16 protein-coding genes, 1 tRNA gene, 2 rRNA genes, 1 other RNA gene and 1 other annotated feature are annotated in these 15725 nt (G+C 42.1%); of the genes, 15 read left to right on the plus strand and 5 right to left on the minus strand.

The window, feature by feature from the left end:
• Positions 1-88: ribosomal RNA gene (gene rrf, locus LWH95_RS20850) — 5S ribosomal RNA — on the plus strand; the annotation flags it as partial.
• 40 nt (positions 89-128) lie between these two features.
• Here rrf and LWH95_RS20855 read toward each other — a convergent pair.
• On the minus strand, positions 129-1076 hold the full coding sequence (locus tag LWH95_RS20855) for a YaaC family protein (protein ID WP_060397747.1): 948 nt from the start codon (positions 1074-1076) through the stop codon (positions 129-131).
• A 120-nt stretch (positions 1077-1196) separates the two neighbouring features.
• Between LWH95_RS20855 and guaB the strand changes: the two genes are divergently transcribed.
• From guaB to LWH95_RS20885, 6 genes are all read left to right on the plus strand, one after another.
• Positions 1197-2663: an IMP dehydrogenase gene (guaB, locus tag LWH95_RS20860; RefSeq protein WP_003242365.1), complete on the plus strand. Its 1467-nt coding sequence runs from the start codon at positions 1197-1199 to the stop codon at positions 2661-2663.
• Positions 2664-2815: 152 nt separating this feature from the next.
• The gene (gene dacA, locus LWH95_RS20865) at positions 2816-4147 is read left to right on the plus strand and encodes a D-alanyl-D-alanine carboxypeptidase (protein ID WP_003242367.1); all 1332 of its coding nucleotides are present in this window, start codon (positions 2816-2818) and stop codon (positions 4145-4147) included.
• 195 nt (positions 4148-4342) lie between these two features.
• Positions 4343-5227, plus strand: coding sequence for a pyridoxal 5'-phosphate synthase lyase subunit PdxS (gene pdxS / locus LWH95_RS20870; protein ID WP_003242369.1), 885 nt, complete (start codon positions 4343-4345; stop codon positions 5225-5227).
• A 21-nt stretch (positions 5228-5248) separates the two neighbouring features.
• Entirely contained in the window at positions 5249-5839 is a 591-nt protein-coding gene (pdxT, locus tag LWH95_RS20875; RefSeq protein ID WP_232920303.1) for a pyridoxal 5'-phosphate synthase glutaminase subunit PdxT, read from the plus strand.
• Between the two features lie 52 nt (positions 5840-5891).
• Positions 5892-6104, plus strand: a binding site (T-box leader).
• Positions 6105-6158: 54 nt separating this feature from the next.
• The gene (serS, locus tag LWH95_RS20880; protein WP_133489388.1) at positions 6159-7436 is read left to right on the plus strand and encodes a serine--tRNA ligase; all 1278 of its coding nucleotides are present in this window, start codon (positions 6159-6161) and stop codon (positions 7434-7436) included.
• 135 nt (positions 7437-7571) lie between these two features.
• A tRNA-Ser gene (locus tag LWH95_RS20885) sits at positions 7572-7664 on the plus strand.
• Between the two features lie 110 nt (positions 7665-7774).
• Here the strand turns inward: LWH95_RS20885 and dck are convergent.
• The 4 genes from dck to LWH95_RS20905 form a co-directional block, all read right to left on the minus strand.
• Positions 7775-8428 carry a deoxyadenosine/deoxycytidine kinase gene (gene dck, locus LWH95_RS20890; protein WP_019257232.1) on the minus strand — a complete coding sequence of 218 codons (654 nt, stop codon included), beginning with the start codon at positions 8426-8428 and terminating at the stop codon, positions 7775-7777.
• Positions 8425-9048, minus strand: a complete 624-nt coding sequence (dgk, locus tag LWH95_RS20895) for a deoxyguanosine kinase (RefSeq protein WP_225514878.1) — start codon at positions 9046-9048, stop codon at positions 8425-8427. The genes dck and dgk overlap by 4 nt, the downstream gene beginning before the upstream one ends.
• Before the next feature lie 98 nt (positions 9049-9146).
• A complete protein-coding gene (locus tag LWH95_RS20900) occupies positions 9147-10430 on the minus strand; it encodes a LysM peptidoglycan-binding domain-containing protein (protein WP_232920304.1) in 1284 nt (427 codons plus the stop codon).
• A 70-nt stretch (positions 10431-10500) separates the two neighbouring features.
• A complete protein-coding gene (locus tag LWH95_RS20905; RefSeq protein ID WP_133489392.1) occupies positions 10501-11046 on the minus strand; it encodes an isochorismatase family cysteine hydrolase in 546 nt (181 codons plus the stop codon).
• A gap of 85 nt (positions 11047-11131) precedes the next feature.
• On the opposite strand from LWH95_RS20905, the gene tadA reads away from it, so the two are divergent.
• The 8 genes from tadA to LWH95_RS20945 form a co-directional block, all read left to right on the plus strand.
• Positions 11132-11617 (plus strand): tRNA adenosine(34) deaminase TadA, encoded by a 486-nt coding sequence (tadA, locus tag LWH95_RS20910; protein ID WP_003242382.1) that lies wholly within the window; start codon positions 11132-11134, stop codon positions 11615-11617.
• 82 nt (positions 11618-11699) lie between these two features.
• Positions 11700-11964, plus strand: an RNA gene (gene ffs / locus LWH95_RS20915) — signal recognition particle sRNA large type.
• A 129-nt stretch (positions 11965-12093) separates the two neighbouring features.
• Positions 12094-13785 (plus strand): DNA polymerase III subunit gamma/tau, encoded by a 1692-nt coding sequence (gene dnaX / locus LWH95_RS20920; RefSeq protein WP_003242385.1) that lies wholly within the window; start codon positions 12094-12096, stop codon positions 13783-13785.
• A 23-nt stretch (positions 13786-13808) separates the two neighbouring features.
• Positions 13809-14132 carry a YbaB/EbfC family nucleoid-associated protein gene (locus LWH95_RS20925; RefSeq protein ID WP_003225427.1) on the plus strand — a complete coding sequence of 108 codons (324 nt, stop codon included), beginning with the start codon at positions 13809-13811 and terminating at the stop codon, positions 14130-14132.
• Between the two features lie 14 nt (positions 14133-14146).
• Positions 14147-14743, plus strand: a complete 597-nt coding sequence (recR, locus tag LWH95_RS20930; RefSeq protein WP_003242386.1) for a recombination protein RecR — start codon at positions 14147-14149, stop codon at positions 14741-14743.
• 17 nt (positions 14744-14760) lie between these two features.
• Entirely contained in the window at positions 14761-14985 is a 225-nt protein-coding gene (locus tag LWH95_RS20935) for a YaaL family protein (protein ID WP_003242387.1), read from the plus strand.
• Positions 14986-15051: 66 nt separating this feature from the next.
• A complete protein-coding gene (bofA, locus tag LWH95_RS20940; protein ID WP_232920305.1) occupies positions 15052-15315 on the plus strand; it encodes a sigma-K factor-processing regulator BofA in 264 nt (87 codons plus the stop codon).
• Positions 15316-15623: 308 nt separating this feature from the next.
• A 16S ribosomal RNA gene (locus tag LWH95_RS20945) occupies positions 15624-15725 on the plus strand; the annotation flags it as partial.

Consider the following 15725-nt stretch of genomic DNA (forward strand, 5'->3'; position numbering starts at 1 on the left):
CCGTTCCCATACCGAACACGGAAGTTAAGCTCTTCAGCGCCGATGGTAGTCGGGGGTTTCCCCCTGTGAGAGTAGGACGCCGCCAAGCAAGGTAAAACCCAGCTCATTGAGCTGGGTTTTTTTGTTTGTCAAAATTGAAGAAGAAATTGTAAAGCGTATGTCGGAAATTTCTTTTCTGTCACTAATAAAAACTGCTGTATTAGCACGTAATCATCGCTTATATGCTGCGTTAACAACTCATACCACCATTCCGTTTCATACCTCGCAATCATCCCTATGTTGTACAAAATTAGATAATGAACTGCCATTTCAGGAAGTCTAAGAAATTGCTCTCTTTGAGAAGGGATATAATATTGGTTCTTACCCATGTCATACAACAAACTGATTGATGTCCATGGCTTCATGTCTTGCGATGAAATTTCAAACAGCAGCTCGTGTTCATTTTTCTTTTCAAAAGACCATTGAAAATGGTGGGACATATATTCGGCAAATCTTGCATCAGACATTTTATAATTGATGACCACATCCTCTGGTACAGAAATCCTGTCCTTTTCCTTCTCAACTTTTGTCATAAAACGTTCTTTCTGCTGAAAATAGAAAGTATCACTTAGTTCTGGAATCGCCATTAATAATTTTTTCATGGTGTACCGTTCATCTACTATATCCGATTGTCCGAATAAGTGTTTCATGAAATGTATGCATAGGCCGTTCCGTTGTATTTTCACTTCATCATCGCTAAAACAATAATTCTGTTTCTTTCGCTTTCTTGTTGTTACGCCATGTGCCAGTACTGATGTATGGCTTGGATAATGAGGATCCCGTGTAATTAGACATGCTTTGATAAGCTGTGCCATTCCGTAAAATAAAAGAATCGGTTTGATTTCTAAAGGGGAATATGAGGCTTGTTTATAAAACGATTCGGCATGCTTTAAGAAATAAATAAACCGCTCACTGTTTTTAAAAGAGTTCTTTTTCGCATCGTCAATACCGTTTAAGATATACACTTTCTCTAGAAATTTCTGGGTTGATTCAACGGAATAAAATAGCGCTAAGTCTTTCCACTCATGATATGTCATATGTATTTCTTAATCCTTTCCGTTATCTAAATATTTCAACTCTTTCCCGCTTCCTTGACATGCTCTTGGCTAGTTGATAATCTACATATAATATTTTGCCGAAAAGAGGGGGATTTACTAATGTGGGAAAGTAAATTTTCAAAAGAAGGCTTAACGTTTGACGATGTGCTGCTTGTACCAGCTAAGTCAGAGGTACTTCCGCGTGATGTGGATTTATCTGTAGAACTTACAAAAACGTTAAAGCTGAATATTCCTGTCATCAGCGCAGGTATGGACACTGTAACAGAATCAGCAATGGCAATTGCAATGGCTAGACAGGGCGGCTTGGGCATCATTCATAAAAATATGTCCATTGAACAGCAGGCTGAACAAGTTGATAAAGTAAAGCGTTCTGAGCGCGGCGTTATCACAAATCCCTTCTTTTTAACTCCTGATCACCAAGTATTTGATGCGGAGCACTTGATGGGTAAATACAGAATTTCCGGTGTTCCGATTGTAGATAACGAAGAAGACCAAAAGCTTGTAGGAATTATTACAAACCGTGATCTTCGTTTTATTTCTGACTACTCAATGAAAATCAGCGATGTCATGACGAAAGAAGAGCTTGTTACTGCACCTGTAGGAACGACTCTGGATGAAGCTGAAAAGATTTTGCAGAAACATAAAATTGAAAAGCTTCCTCTCGTTGATGACCAGAATAAATTAAAAGGTCTTATCACAATTAAAGACATTGAAAAAGTCATTGAGTTCCCGAACTCATCTAAAGACATCCACGGCCGCCTGATCGTTGGTGCAGCAGTTGGCGTAACTGGCGATACAATGACTCGCGTCAAAAAGCTTGTTGAAGCCAATGTTGATGTTATTGTTATCGATACAGCTCACGGACATTCTCAAGGCGTATTAAACACAGTAACAAAGATCCGTGAAACATATCCTGAATTAAACATTATTGCTGGAAACGTGGCAACAGCTGAAGCGACAAGAGCGCTTATCGAAGCTGGGGCAGACGTTGTCAAAGTTGGAATCGGACCTGGTTCAATTTGTACAACACGTGTGGTAGCAGGTGTCGGTGTTCCGCAGATCACAGCAATTTATGATTGTGCGACTGAAGCAAGGAAACACGGCAAAACAATCATCGCAGACGGCGGAATTAAATTCTCTGGCGATATCACTAAAGCATTGGCAGCCGGCGGACATGCTGTTATGCTTGGAAGCTTGCTTGCGGGTACGTCAGAAAGCCCTGGTGAAACTGAAATCTACCAAGGCAGAAGATTTAAAGTATACCGCGGCATGGGATCGGTTGCTGCAATGGAAAAAGGAAGTAAAGATCGTTACTTCCAAGAAGAAAACAAAAAATTCGTTCCTGAAGGAATTGAAGGACGCACACCTTACAAAGGACCAGTTGAAGAAACTGTTTATCAGCTAGTCGGCGGACTTCGTTCTGGTATGGGATATTGCGGATCCAAAGATCTCCGAGCTTTAAGAGAAGAAGCTCAGTTCATCCGCATGACTGGCGCAGGGCTTCGTGAAAGCCATCCGCATGACGTACAGATTACAAAAGAATCTCCGAACTATACAATTTCATAATAAATTGTTACAAATTAAAAACATTTGACAGGGTCTCTGACTCTGTCTATTTTTTTTATACTGATTATGATAAAATTTATACTGTTGTGCATTGAAAATGTCCTTAACGGCTTAATTATAGATAAAGAAAATGAAATACGGAGGTCGTACGATTGAACATCAAGAAATGTAAACAGTTATTGATGTCATTGGTTGTGTTAACACTAGCTGTCACTTGTCTGGCTCCAATGTCAAAAGCAAAAGCAGCCAGTGATCCAATTGATGTCAATGCATCAGCTGCTATTATGATCGAAGCTTCTTCAGGTAAAATTTTGTACAGTAAAAATGCAGATCAGAGACTGCCAATTGCCAGCATGACAAAAATGATGACAGAGTATCTGTTATTAGAAGCAATTGATGAAGGTAAAGTGAAATGGGACCAAACCTATACGCCTGATGACTATGTGTATGAGATTTCCCAAGATAACAGCTTATCAAACGTTCCTCTTCGGAAAGACGGGAAATACACGGTAAAAGAACTATATCAAGCTACAGCAATTTATTCTGCAAATGCCGCGGCTATCGCGATTGCGGAAGTCGTTGCGGGCAGTGAAACTAAGTTTGTTGAAAAAATGAATGCAAAAGCGAAAGAACTAGGCTTAACAGATTACAAATTTGTTAACGCAACAGGTCTTGAAAACAAAGATCTTCACGGGCAGCAGCCTGAGGGGACAAGCGCAGATGAAGAAAGTGAAGTTTCTGCTAAGGACATGGCGATTCTTGCGGATCACTTGATTACTGACTACCCTGAGATTCTGGAGACTTCCAGTATCGCTAAAACAAAGTTCAGAAAAGGCACTGATGATGAAATGGATATGCCGAACTGGAACTTCATGCTGAAAGGGCTCGTTAGTGAGTATAAAAAAGCGACTGTAGACGGACTGAAAACAGGCTCTACTGACTCTGCGGGTTCATGCTTCACAGGAACAGCTGAACTCAATGGAATGCGTGTTATTACTGTTGTATTAAACGCAAAAGGCAACCTACATACAGGCCGTTTCGATGAAACGAAAAAAATGTTCGATTATGCTTTCGACAATTTCTCCATGAAAGAAATTTATGCTGAAGGCGATCAAGTAAAAGGCCATAAAACGATTTCAGTTGATAAGGGTAAAGAGAAAGAAGTAGGCATTGTAACAAACAAGGCGTTCTCTCTTCCTGTCAAAAATGGCGAAGAAAAGAATTACAAAGCGAAAGTTACACTTAATAAAGACACCTTAACTGCTCCTGTAAAAAAAGGAACGAAGGTTGGGAAACTGACTGCAGAATATACAGGTGATGAAAAGGATTACGGATTCCTTAACAGCAATCTAGCTGGCGTAGATCTTGTTACAAAAGAAAATGTAGAAAAAGCAAACTGGTTTGTTCTGACAATGCGCAGTATCGGCGGATTTTTCGCCGGCATTTGGGGAAGTATTGTTGATACGGTAACCGGCTGGTTTTAATCAATTGAAAGAGCTCTGATGTATGTTAGGGCTCTTTCGCTTAATATACTGAAAAAACCCAATTTTTAATAAAAAATGATTTTCAAAGCGCTAAAAACCGAATAAAATGATATATATCCATATGAATTATTGGATTTCTAGGATACAATAAGGATTAGAAATCATACACTATACCTTGATTAGGGGGACCAAGAAATGGCTCAAACAGGTACTGAACGCGTAAAACGTGGAATGGCAGAAATGCAAAAAGGCGGCGTCATCATGGACGTCATCAATGCGGAACAAGCGAAAATTGCTGAAGAGGCTGGAGCTGTCGCTGTAATGGCGCTAGAACGTGTACCAGCTGATATTCGCGCGGCTGGAGGAGTTGCCCGTATGGCTGACCCTACAATCGTGGAAGAAGTAATGAATGCAGTATCTATCCCGGTAATGGCAAAAGCGCGTATCGGACATATTGTTGAAGCGCGTGTGCTTGAAGCTATGGGTGTTGACTATATTGATGAAAGTGAAGTTCTGACTCCGGCTGACGAAGAATTTCATTTAAATAAAAATGAATACACAGTTCCTTTCGTCTGCGGCTGCCGTGATCTTGGTGAAGCAACACGCCGTATTGCTGAAGGTGCTTCTATGCTTCGTACGAAAGGCGAGCCTGGAACAGGCAACATTGTTGAAGCTGTTCGCCATATGCGAAAAGTAAACGCACAAGTGCGCAAAGTAGTTGCGATGAGTGATGATGAATTAATGACAGAAGCGAAAAACTTAGGTGCTCCTTACGAGCTTCTTGTGCAAATTAAAAGAGACGGTAAGCTTCCTGTCGTTAACTTTGCTGCTGGCGGCGTAGCCACTCCTGCTGATGCTGCGCTCATGATGCAGCTTGGTGCTGACGGAGTATTTGTTGGTTCTGGTATTTTCAAATCAGACAACCCTGCTAAGTTTGCGAAAGCAATTGTGGAAGCAACAACTCACTACACTGATTACAAATTGATCGCTGAGCTTTCAAAAGAGCTTGGTACTGCAATGAAAGGGATTGAAATCTCAAACTTACTTCCAGAACAGCGTATGCAAGAACGCGGCTGGTAAGAATATAGGAGCGCTGCTGACATGTTAACAATAGGAGTATTAGGACTTCAAGGAGCAGTTAGAGAGCATATCCATGCAATTGAAGCATGCGGCGCGGCTGGTCTTGTCGTTAAACGTCCGGAGCAGCTGAACGAAGTCGACGGGTTGATTTTGCCGGGCGGTGAGAGTACGACGATGCGCCGTTTGATTGATACGTATCAATTCATGGAGCCACTTCGTAAATTTGCTGCTCAGGGAAAACCGATGTTTGGGACATGCGCCGGATTAATTATATTAGCAAAAGAAATTGCTGGCTCAGATAATCCTCATTTAGGTCTGCTGAATGTGGTTGTTGAACGCAATTCGTTTGGCCGGCAGGTAGACAGCTTTGAAGCTGATTTAACAATCAAAGGACTGGACGAGCCTTTTACAGGGGTATTCATCCGTGCGCCGCATATTTTAGAAGCTGGTGAAAATGTTGAAGTTCTTTCGGAGCATAACGGTCGTATTGTAGCTGCTAAACAGGATCAATTCCTGGGCTGCTCGTTCCATCCGGAGCTGACAGAAGATCACCGAGTGACACAGCTGTTTGTTCAAATGGTTGAGGAATACAAGCAGAAAGCACTTGTATAAAACAGTTGAAAGCTGTGGAAACTTATAGTACATTATAAGCACAAATAAAGATCGAAAAGCGTTGATAGGAACTAGTAGGAAGCCTCTCTTTCTAAGAGAGCCGATGGTTGGTGCGAATCGGTGAAAGATGCTGTCTGAATCCATCCTTGAGCGAAATGCTGAAACAAGTAGGCATTTACGGGATAACCGTTATGTGTGAAAGTGGAAAGCGAGTCTTTGACTTGTTTTCAATCAGGGTGGCAACGCGAGAGCTCTCGTCCCTTTATGGGGATGAGGGCTCTTTTTATTTTCGACAAATTCAATAAAAGGAGTGTTCCGCATGCTTGATACGAAAATGCTGAGAGCAAATTTCCAAGAAATTAAGGCAAAGCTTGTACACAAAGGCGAAGACTTAACTGATTTTGATAAGTTTGAGGCGCTGGACGATAGACGAAGAGAGCTTATCGGTAAAGTTGAAGAGTTAAAAGGAAAACGAAATGAAGTATCTCAGCAGGTTGCTGTGCTGAAGCGTGAGAAAAAAGACGCGGATCACATTATTAAAGAAATGCGTGAAGTCGGCGAGGAAATTAAAAAACTTGATGAAGAATTAAGAACAGTGGAATCTGAGCTTGATACCATTCTTCTTTCAATTCCAAACATTCCGCATGAGTCTGTCCCTGTCGGTGAAACAGAAGACGACAACATAGAAGTGCGTAAATGGGGTGAAAAGCCTTCATTTGCTTATGAGCCGAAACCGCACTGGGATATTGCAGATGAGCTAGGTATTCTTGATTTTGAACGAGCTGCAAAGGTAACAGGAAGCCGTTTCGTGTTCTATAAAGGTTTAGGTGCTCGTCTGGAGCGTGCGCTTTATAACTTTATGCTTGATCTGCATGTAGATGAGTATAACTATACTGAAGTGATCCCGCCTTATATGGTAAACCGCGCAAGCATGACGGGAACGGGTCAGCTTCCTAAATTCGAAGAGGATGCGTTTAAAATCAGAGAAGAAGATTACTTCTTAATTCCGACTGCGGAAGTACCGATTACAAACATGCATCGCGATGAAATCCTTTCAGGTGACAGCCTGCCGATTAACTATGCGGCATTCAGTGCCTGCTTCCGTTCTGAAGCTGGTTCAGCAGGGCGCGATACACGCGGATTAATCCGTCAGCACCAATTTAATAAAGTTGAGCTTGTGAAGTTTGTGAAGCCTGAAGATTCTTATGAAGAATTAGAGAAGCTTACAAACCAAGCAGAACGAGTTCTTCAGCTGCTTGAGCTTCCATACCGTGTCATGAGCATGTGTACGGGTGATCTAGGCTTTACGGCTGCGAAAAAATACGATATCGAAGTTTGGATTCCAAGCCAAGACACATATCGTGAAATCTCTTCTTGCAGCAACTTCGAAGCGTTCCAGGCAAGACGTGCGAACATTCGTTTCAGACGTGAAGCGAAAGGCAAGCCTGAGCATGTACACACACTGAATGGTTCAGGTCTGGCGGTTGGAAGAACAGTTGCCGCTATCTTAGAAAATTATCAGCAGGAAGACGGAAGCGTTGTTGTTCCAAAAGTACTTCGCCCTTATATGGGAAATAGAGAAGTAATAAAACCATAAAATTGTGAAAAGGTGTGCCTGACCAGGTGCACCTTTTTGCCTGTGTAGACAGGACACTTTTATAAAAACAAAAAAAATTTTTAAAAATGCTTGACCATATGAGAACATTCATGATATAGTAAGTCTTGTCGATACGGAGGAATACCCAAGTCCGGCTGAAGGGATCGGTCTTGAAAACCGACAGGGGTGTCAAAGCCCGCGGGGGTTCGAATCCCTCTTCCTCCGCCATATTGATTTTAATCTAATGAAACACAAGCATATATTGGAGATTGTTTTGTCCGTTGCGTTCGGTGCAGCGGATTTTTTATTATAATGAAAAAGTGAATCTCAGTTGAGATTCACTTTTTTTGATTTTCATGAATAACTGAAGCGATTTGATCTACTATGTTTTCGATCGAGCTTTCGTCGTTCAGCAGATCGTAATCCTCAATGCGAAGCTTTAGAACAGGGCAGGCGTTAAAACCGCTTATCCAGTTTTCATATCGTGTATGCATTTCTTCCCAATAAGATCGGCTTGTCTGAAGCTCCATTTCACGGCCGCGTTCTTCAATTCGGTTTAAAATGTTCTTCAGATCTCCTTCTAAATAAATCAATACATCTGGGTGTGGGAAATACGGTGTCATCACCATTGCTTCGAAAAGGCTTGTGTAAGTTTTATAATCAGTCTTTGACATTGTCCCTTTGTCAGCATGCATTTTCGCGAAAATACCTGTGTCTTCATAAATAGAACGATCCTGTACAAAGCCTCCGCCGGCTTCAAAAATCGTTTTCTGTTCTTTGAATCGCTCAGCTAAGAAATAGATTTGCAGGTGAAAGCTCCAACGCTCAAAATCATGATAGAACTTTTCTAAGTATGGATTATGATCGACTTCCTCAAGAGAGGTTTTAAATCCAAGCCGTTTAGCCAAAGCTTTTGTTAAAGTCGATTTTCCGACACCTACTGTTCCTGCTACTGTGATAATTGAATTTTTAGGGATATGATGTTCCTTCATACGATAAGCTCCTTTACATGGGCGGCAATGCGTTCAAAGTCGCTCTTATTCAAAACGAAATCTTTAGAATCGCCATCTATGGTTAACACTGTAAGTTCAGGATCTGATTCCTGCAGCTGTTTGATGGCGACTTCATAATCTGCGATCAGCTGCTCTAAATAGCTTGTTTCAATTTTTTTCTCAAAGGGGCGTCCGCGTTTTTCAATGCGGTGTAACAATGTGGGCAGACTAGCCTTTATGTAAATGATGAAATTCGGCTTTGGCAGATCATCCGTTAGCAGGTGATAAATCTTTTTATATTTTTCCAGCTGATGCTGAGACAGGGTACGTTCCGCAAAAATCACATTTTTATAAATGTGATAATCAGCTATCACAGGCTGTCCCTTTTTTAAAAAGTGATCACTGGTGTCTTCAAGCTGTTTGTATCTGTGACAAAGAAAAAACATTTCAAGCTGGAAGCTCCATTCCTCTATATTGTCATAAAACTTATCAAGGTACGGGTTATCCTCAACAATCTCACTAATCATAGGGAATCCAAACTCTTGTGAGAGCATCGTCGCGAGGGTAGTTTTTCCTGCCCCGATAGGACCTTCTATTGCAATAAAAGGGGCTGTATTCATCGGAATCCTCCTTATTTCTGAAAAACGTTCGTCAGTTACCGACCTTCATATTGTATCACAACCCTTGGGCGCCCCCATGAAAAAAAGACGTTTCCAAATTATCGAAACGTCTTTTTGACAATATTAAATTGATCAGACAGCAACAGCCAGTTTTGCGGGAAGGAAAGACCCAGCTTCCAATAGCTGATGCCTCTTAAATTCAGCTCTTTAATCAAATTGAATTTTGCTTGGATCGAGCGGGCATCCTCGAACCATACCTCGTGTCTTCTGTTTTCTGCATCAGTATAGCGGAAGAAAGGGGCTTGAGCGGTTTCGTCATACTGAATTTCTGCATTGTTTTGATCGGCAATGACAATGGCTTGCTGAGGGCTTATTGCTCTTGCCGGGGTTCCACCTGCTGTATATGGCAGTGTCCAGTCATACCCATATAAATTCTGGCCCATGACAATTTTATTCGCAGGCATTTCAGTCAAAGCATATTCGATGACATCCCGAACAGGCCCGATTGGAGAAACGGCTTGAGCCGGCCCGCCGCTATAGCCCCATTCATATGTCATGAGAACAACAAAGTCGACAATTTGGCCATGGGCTCTGTAATCATGGGCTTCGTACCATCTGCCCTGCTGTGTTGCGCTTGTTTTAGGGGCAAGCGCCGTAGAAATTTCTAAGCCTTCTCGATGGAAAAGATCCGTTGCTTCACGGAGAAATTGATTATAGGCTTCTCTATCCTGAGGCCGCAAATATTCAAAGTCAAAATGAATATCATAGAAACCATATCTTTTTGCATTCTCGACTATTTCATTTAAAAGTCTTCTTTTTACAGTATCGTTGTTCAAAAGGATCCGGCCGAGTTCATCGCTGAATGCCTGGTTTTCTAGGTTCGTTATAATCATCATCAATGCCGTGTTTTGATTCTCTGCAATGCTTCTTAAATTCGTTAAAGGCGGTGCGACTAAGGTTCCGTCACGCTGTGCCTGGAAACTGAATGCGCCAAGGTACGTTAAGTAGGGCGACGCTTCTCTGGCCGCCTGCTGGAGATTTTCGCTGACTTGATTTCCGCGGGGTTCCAAATAAGCATTTGATTCGATGTCTCGTTTAGGAACGGGAGGGATGTATAAGCGGAAACCAATCTGCAGCACGGTATTTAACTGGATGCGATTAACCCTGGCGAGCTCGGCTGCCGTTGTATTAAATTGTTGCGCGATGGATGTCAGGGTATCACCTTGTTGAACATCATAGAACTGGCCAGCTATTGGAATGACAATGGTTTGTCCGACAACAAGGCTGTCGGGATTCGGTATTTCATTCGTTTCTGTGATTTCACTTACAGTTGTTCTGTATTGTGAAGCGATAGCAGAAAGAGTGTCGCCTTGTTTCACCACATAAATTTGAATGAAAAACGCCTCCTTTCATATCGCTATCCAATGTATGAAAGAAAAACGCTGATCATGTTTATTTTTCTGTAATTTGTTCCTCGGTCGTAATTTCTGCGAAAAGAACATTCTCCATCATGGTCAAGGCAAATTCGTTATCTTCGTCACGATTTGAGGCAATACAGTCCTTAGGTATCGTGATGCTGTATTCCCTCATGTAAGCGTCATTAGCGGTAAATAGCACGCATATGTTACCGGCTATACCTGTTAAGATAATATGCTTCACCTGCAATTCGGTAAGGAGAGTGTGAAGTGCTGTTTCGTAAAAGGCGGAATGTTTCGGTTTGATTAAAAAATAATCAGCATCTTCCGGCGCTATTTGTCTGATGATATCCTTGCTTTTTTCATTCGTGCATTCTTGCTGAATATTTTTAATATCAGCTTGCCAAAGTCCGTAATGATCATTAATGTAAATAATCGGCCAGTCGTTTTGTCTCGCATGCTCCTTTAATGATAAAATGTGAGGAACGATTTTTTCTGTTTTTTTAGCGAGGCTTTCTCCCATATCGAATTCAAAATTATTGATCATGTCTACAATGAGAAGAGCTGTGTCTGCTTTGGACAATCGACAGTCTCCTTTCCGTTTCAGTTATAGTTAATATGTAGCCTTTTTAGGCAATGAAAAAACTTTGAAAAGAGAGCTTATCCTTATGACACAAGATGAACTTTATATGAAAGAAGCAATTAAAGAAGCGAAAAAAGCTGAAGAGAAAGGTGAAGTGCCAATCGGCGCCGTGCTTGTCGTCAATGATGAAATCGTAGCGCGTGCACATAATTTAAGAGAGACGGAGCAGCGGTCAATCGCTCATGCGGAAATGCTTGTGATTGATGAAGCGTGTAAGGCGCTGGGAACGTGGCGGCTGGAGGGGGCAACTCTTTATGTGACGCTTGAGCCTTGTCCGATGTGTGCCGGTGCCGTCGTGCTTTCTCGAGTGGAAAAAGTGGTATTTGGTGCATTTGACCCTAAAGGCGGCTGTTCAGGCACGCTCATGAACCTTTTGCAGGAAGAGCGCTTTAACCACCAGGCTGAAGTGGTGAGCGGGGTGCTTGAGGAGGAATGCGGAGGAATGCTCAGTTCGTTTTTTAGAGAACTGCGAAAAAAGAAGAAAGCCTTCAGGAAAAACTTGTCTGAGTAGTCCGGTTGCAATTTTTAGGGGGAAACGATATACTTATGTATGCATCGCAATAGATGCGATATAAAATTTGATATTTATTTTGCCGTGCTAAGCGGGGAGGTAGCGGTGCCCTGTACCTGCAATCCGCTCTAGCAGGGCCGAATCCCTTCTCGAGGTTCGTTTACTTTAAGGTCTGCCTTAAGTAAGTGGTGTTGACGTTTGGGTCCTGCGCAATGGGAATTCATGAACCATGTCAGGTCCGGAAGGAAGCAGCATTAAGTGAAACCTCTCATGTGCCGCAGGGTTGCCTGGGCCGAGCTAACTGCTTAAGTAACGCTTAGGGTAGCGAATCGACAGAAGGTGCACGGTAAATCAATCATCAAATTTTCAGACTCACCTATCATTAGGTGAGTTTTTTGTTATGTAAAAAGAGCTTTTGGAATCGAAACAAGGTTCATGTATAATGGGAATGATGAATAACGGAGGAGGGCAAACCCGTGAGTTACCAAGCTTTATATCGAGTATTCAGGCCTCAGCGCTTTGAAGATGTGGTTGGACAAGAACACATTACAAAAACGCTGCAAAATGCCCTTTTGCAAAAAAAGTTTTCTCACGCCTATCTGTTTTCCGGGCCAAGAGGAACGGGAAAAACCAGTGCAGCCAAAATATTTGCCAAGGCTGTCAACTGTGAACATGCTCCTGTTGATGAGCCATGCAACGAATGTGCGGCCTGTAAAGGGATAACAAACGGGTCAATATCCGATGTCATAGAAATTGACGCCGCTTCAAACAACGGTGTTGATGAGATTCGTGACATTCGTGATAAAGTGAAGTTTGCCCCGTCGGCCGTCACATATAAGGTATATATCATAGATGAGGTACATATGCTTTCTATCGGCGCCTTTAATGCATTGCTAAAAACATTAGAAGAGCCGCCCGAGCATTGTATTTTCATTTTAGCAACAACCGAACCGCACAAAATTCCTTTAACCATTATCTCCAGATGTCAGCGTTTTGATTTTAAACGAATTACATCCCAAGCGATTGTCGGATGTATGAATAAAATCGTTGATGCCGAACAGCTGCAAGTGGAAGAGGGATCACTTGATATCATTGCGAGTGCTGCAGATGGCGGTATGAGGGATGCTTTGAGTCTTCTTGATCAGGCTGTATCATTCAGCGGTGATGTCCTGAAAGTCGAGGATGCGCTTTTGATTACGGGAGCTGTTTCTCAATTATATATAGGAAAGCTTGCACAATCCCTGCATGATAAAAACGTTTCTGACGCACTGGAAACATTAAATGAACTGCTTCAGCAAGGGAAAGATCCGGCTAAGCTGATAGAGGATATGATTTTCTATTTCAGGGACATGCTGCTGTACAAAACAGCCCCTGGCTTAGAAGGGGTGCTTGAAAAAGTAAAAGTTGATGAAACGTTCCGGGGACTAAGCGAACAAATTCCGGCACAGGCCATATATGAAATGATTGATATTCTGAACAAGAGCCACCAAGAAATGAAATGGACAAATCATCCCCGTATCTTTTTTGAAGTGGCAGTGGTGAAGATTTGCCAAACGTCTCATCAATCAACTGCTGACCTGCCTGAAGTCGATATGCTGATGAAAAAAATTCAGCAGCTCGAGCAGGAAGTGGAGCGGCTTAAAACAACGGGTATTAAAGCAGCGGCGGAAAGCCCGAAAAAAGAAACGCCGCGTGTGCCAAAGGGCGGGAAATCCAATTACAAAGCACCAGTAGGCAGAATTCATGAAATTCTAAAGGAAGCTACGAGACCGGATCTTGACCTGCTCAGAAACAGCTGGGGCAAGCTTCTTGCTCATCTCAAACAGCAAAACAAAGTGTCACATGCCGCTTTGCTGAATGACAGTGAACCTGTGGCAGCCGCCTCAGCGGCATTTGTTTTGAAATTCAAATATGAAATTCATTGTAAAATGGTCGCCGAGGATAATAACGGAGTCCGGACCAATCTTGAGCAGATTTTAGAATCAATGCTCGGAAAAAGAATGGATTTGATTGGCGTTCCAGAAGAACAATGGGGTAAAATAAGAGAAGAATTTTTAGTAGATCATCAGCAGGAAAATGAAGGATCAAATGAACCGGCTGAAGAAGACCCGCTGATTGCCGAGGCGAAAAAGCTTGTCGGAGCGGATTTAATTGAAATAAAAGACTAACAAAATGAAAGAGAGTGAATGCTATGCGTGGCGGAATGGGAAATATGCAAAAAATGATGAAACAAATGCAAAAAATGCAAAAGGACATGGCGAAGGCTCAAGAAGAGCTTGCAGAAAAGGTTGTTGAAGGAACTGCGGGCGGCGGTATGGTAACAGTAAAAGCAAACGGCCAAAAAGAAATCCTGGATGTCATCATTAAAGAGGAAGTCGTTGATCCGGAAGATATCGACATGCTTCAAGATTTAGTGCTTGCTGCAACGAATGAAGCTTTGAAAAAAGTTGACGAGATCACAAACGAAACAATGGGTCAATTTACAAAGGGAATGAACATGCCAGGTTTATTCTAGGGGGATAAAAGAACATGCAATATCCTGAACCAATATCAAAGCTGATTGACAGCTTTATGAAATTGCCAGGGATCGGACCGAAAACAGCGGTTCGTCTGGCTTTTTTTGTTCTAGGTATGAAAGAAGATGTGGTATTAGATTTTGCGAAAGCATTAGTAAATGCGAAACGCAACCTGACATATTGTTCAGTTTGCGGGCATATTACAGATCAGGACCCTTGCTATATATGTGAAGATACGCGCAGGGATAAGTCTATTATCTGTGTTGTGCAAGACCCTAAGGATGTTATCGCTATGGAGAAAATGAAGGAATACAATGGACAGTATCACGTTCTCCACGGCGCCATTTCTCCAATGGACGGCATCGGACCGGAGGATATTAAAATACCAGAATTGTTAAAACGATTACAGGATGATCAAGTGACAGAAGTGATTCTCGCGACAAACCCTAATATAGAAGGGGAAGCAACGGCGATGTATATATCAAGGCTCCTGAAGCCGTCTGGTATTAAGCTCTCCCGTATTGCCCACGGACTGCCCGTCGGCGGCGATTTGGAATATGCGGATGAGGTCACTCTTTCTAAAGCACTTGAAGGAAGACGTGAATTGTAAGGAGGAAAAAGCGATCCATGGGTTTTCTTCGCAAGAAAACATTGAGAAGAGAGTTTGATGAAAAACTAACCGAGCAGCTTTTTAAGCAAAAGGAAGAGTGGAACAGGCAGAAAAAGCTGGTTGAAAAAAGCTTAGAACCGTCTGCTGAAGTGTTATACGAACTAAAAGTAGCTGAAGCAAAGTATTTTTTTTACTTGAGGGAAGCAAAGCAGCGAAATTTAAAAATCAGCAGGTGGAAGTAAGTGGTCTAAACTCCTGGATCTTCTCATAAGCTTGTACTAGAACAAGCAAAGGAGATGAGAAGATTCATGGAGCCTATTTTTATTATAGGGATTATTTTAGGACTGGTTATTCTTCTTTTTTTATCAGGTTCAGCAGCAAAGCCTTTAAAGTGGATTGGCATTACAGCTGTTAAATTTGTTGCGGGTGCTTTGCTGCTGGTTTGTGTAAATATGTTTGGCGGCAGTCTTGGCATTCATGTGCCAATTAATATTGTCACTACAGCTATCAGCGGAATTTTAGGAATACCGGGAATAGCTGCGTTAGTTGCCATTAAGCAATTTATCATTTAATTGATATTATATATTGACTTTGATAGCCGAGGGTGTTATTCTAATATACGTCGCTGATGACGAATTACTTTTTTGAAAAGAAATCATTAAAAAGTTGTTGACGATAGCGATAGAAAATGTTATGATTATAAAGTCGCTTAAAGAGCGGCAACAAAGTTCTTTGAAAACTAAACAAGACAAAACGTACCTGTTAATTCATTTTTAAATAAATCGCACAGCGATGTGCGTAGTCAGTCAAACTAGGACCTGCACGATGCAGGTCACACAGGTGTCACCGCAGGATGCGGTGAACTTAACCTGTGATCCATTTATCGGAGAGTTTGATCCTGGCTCAGGACGAACGCTGGCGGCGTGCCTAATACATGCAAGTCGAGCGGACAGATGGGAGCTTGCTCCCTGATGTTAGCGGC

The sequence above is a fragment of the Bacillus sp. G16 genome (genome assembly GCF_021282335.1).
In the GTDB taxonomy this organism is placed as follows: domain Bacteria; phylum Bacillota; class Bacilli; order Bacillales; family Bacillaceae; genus Bacillus; species Bacillus inaquosorum.

Coding starts and splice junctions, on each gene's coding strand:
- LWH95_RS20855 (WP_060397747.1), bottom strand. CDS start 1,076: ATGACATATCATGAGTGGAAAGACTTAGCGCTATTTTATTCCGTTGAA.
- guaB (WP_003242365.1), top strand. CDS start 1,197: ATGTGGGAAAGTAAATTTTCAAAAGAAGGCTTAACGTTTGACGATGTG.
- pdxS (WP_003242369.1), top strand. CDS start 4,343: ATGGCTCAAACAGGTACTGAACGCGTAAAACGTGGAATGGCAGAAATG.
- pdxT (WP_232920303.1), top strand. CDS start 5,249: ATGTTAACAATAGGAGTATTAGGACTTCAAGGAGCAGTTAGAGAGCAT.
- serS (WP_133489388.1), top strand. CDS start 6,159: ATGCTTGATACGAAAATGCTGAGAGCAAATTTCCAAGAAATTAAGGCA.
- dck (WP_019257232.1), bottom strand. CDS start 8,428: ATGAAGGAACATCATATCCCTAAAAATTCAATTATCACAGTAGCAGGA.
- dgk (WP_225514878.1), bottom strand. CDS start 9,048: ATGAATACAGCCCCTTTTATTGCAATAGAAGGTCCTATCGGGGCAGGA.
- tadA (WP_003242382.1), top strand. CDS start 11,132: ATGACACAAGATGAACTTTATATGAAAGAAGCAATTAAAGAAGCGAAA.
- LWH95_RS20925 (WP_003225427.1), top strand. CDS start 13,809: ATGCGTGGCGGAATGGGAAATATGCAAAAAATGATGAAACAAATGCAA.
- recR (WP_003242386.1), top strand. CDS start 14,147: ATGCAATATCCTGAACCAATATCAAAGCTGATTGACAGCTTTATGAAA.
- LWH95_RS20935 (WP_003242387.1), top strand. CDS start 14,761: ATGGGTTTTCTTCGCAAGAAAACATTGAGAAGAGAGTTTGATGAAAAA.
- bofA (WP_232920305.1), top strand. CDS start 15,052: ATGGAGCCTATTTTTATTATAGGGATTATTTTAGGACTGGTTATTCTT.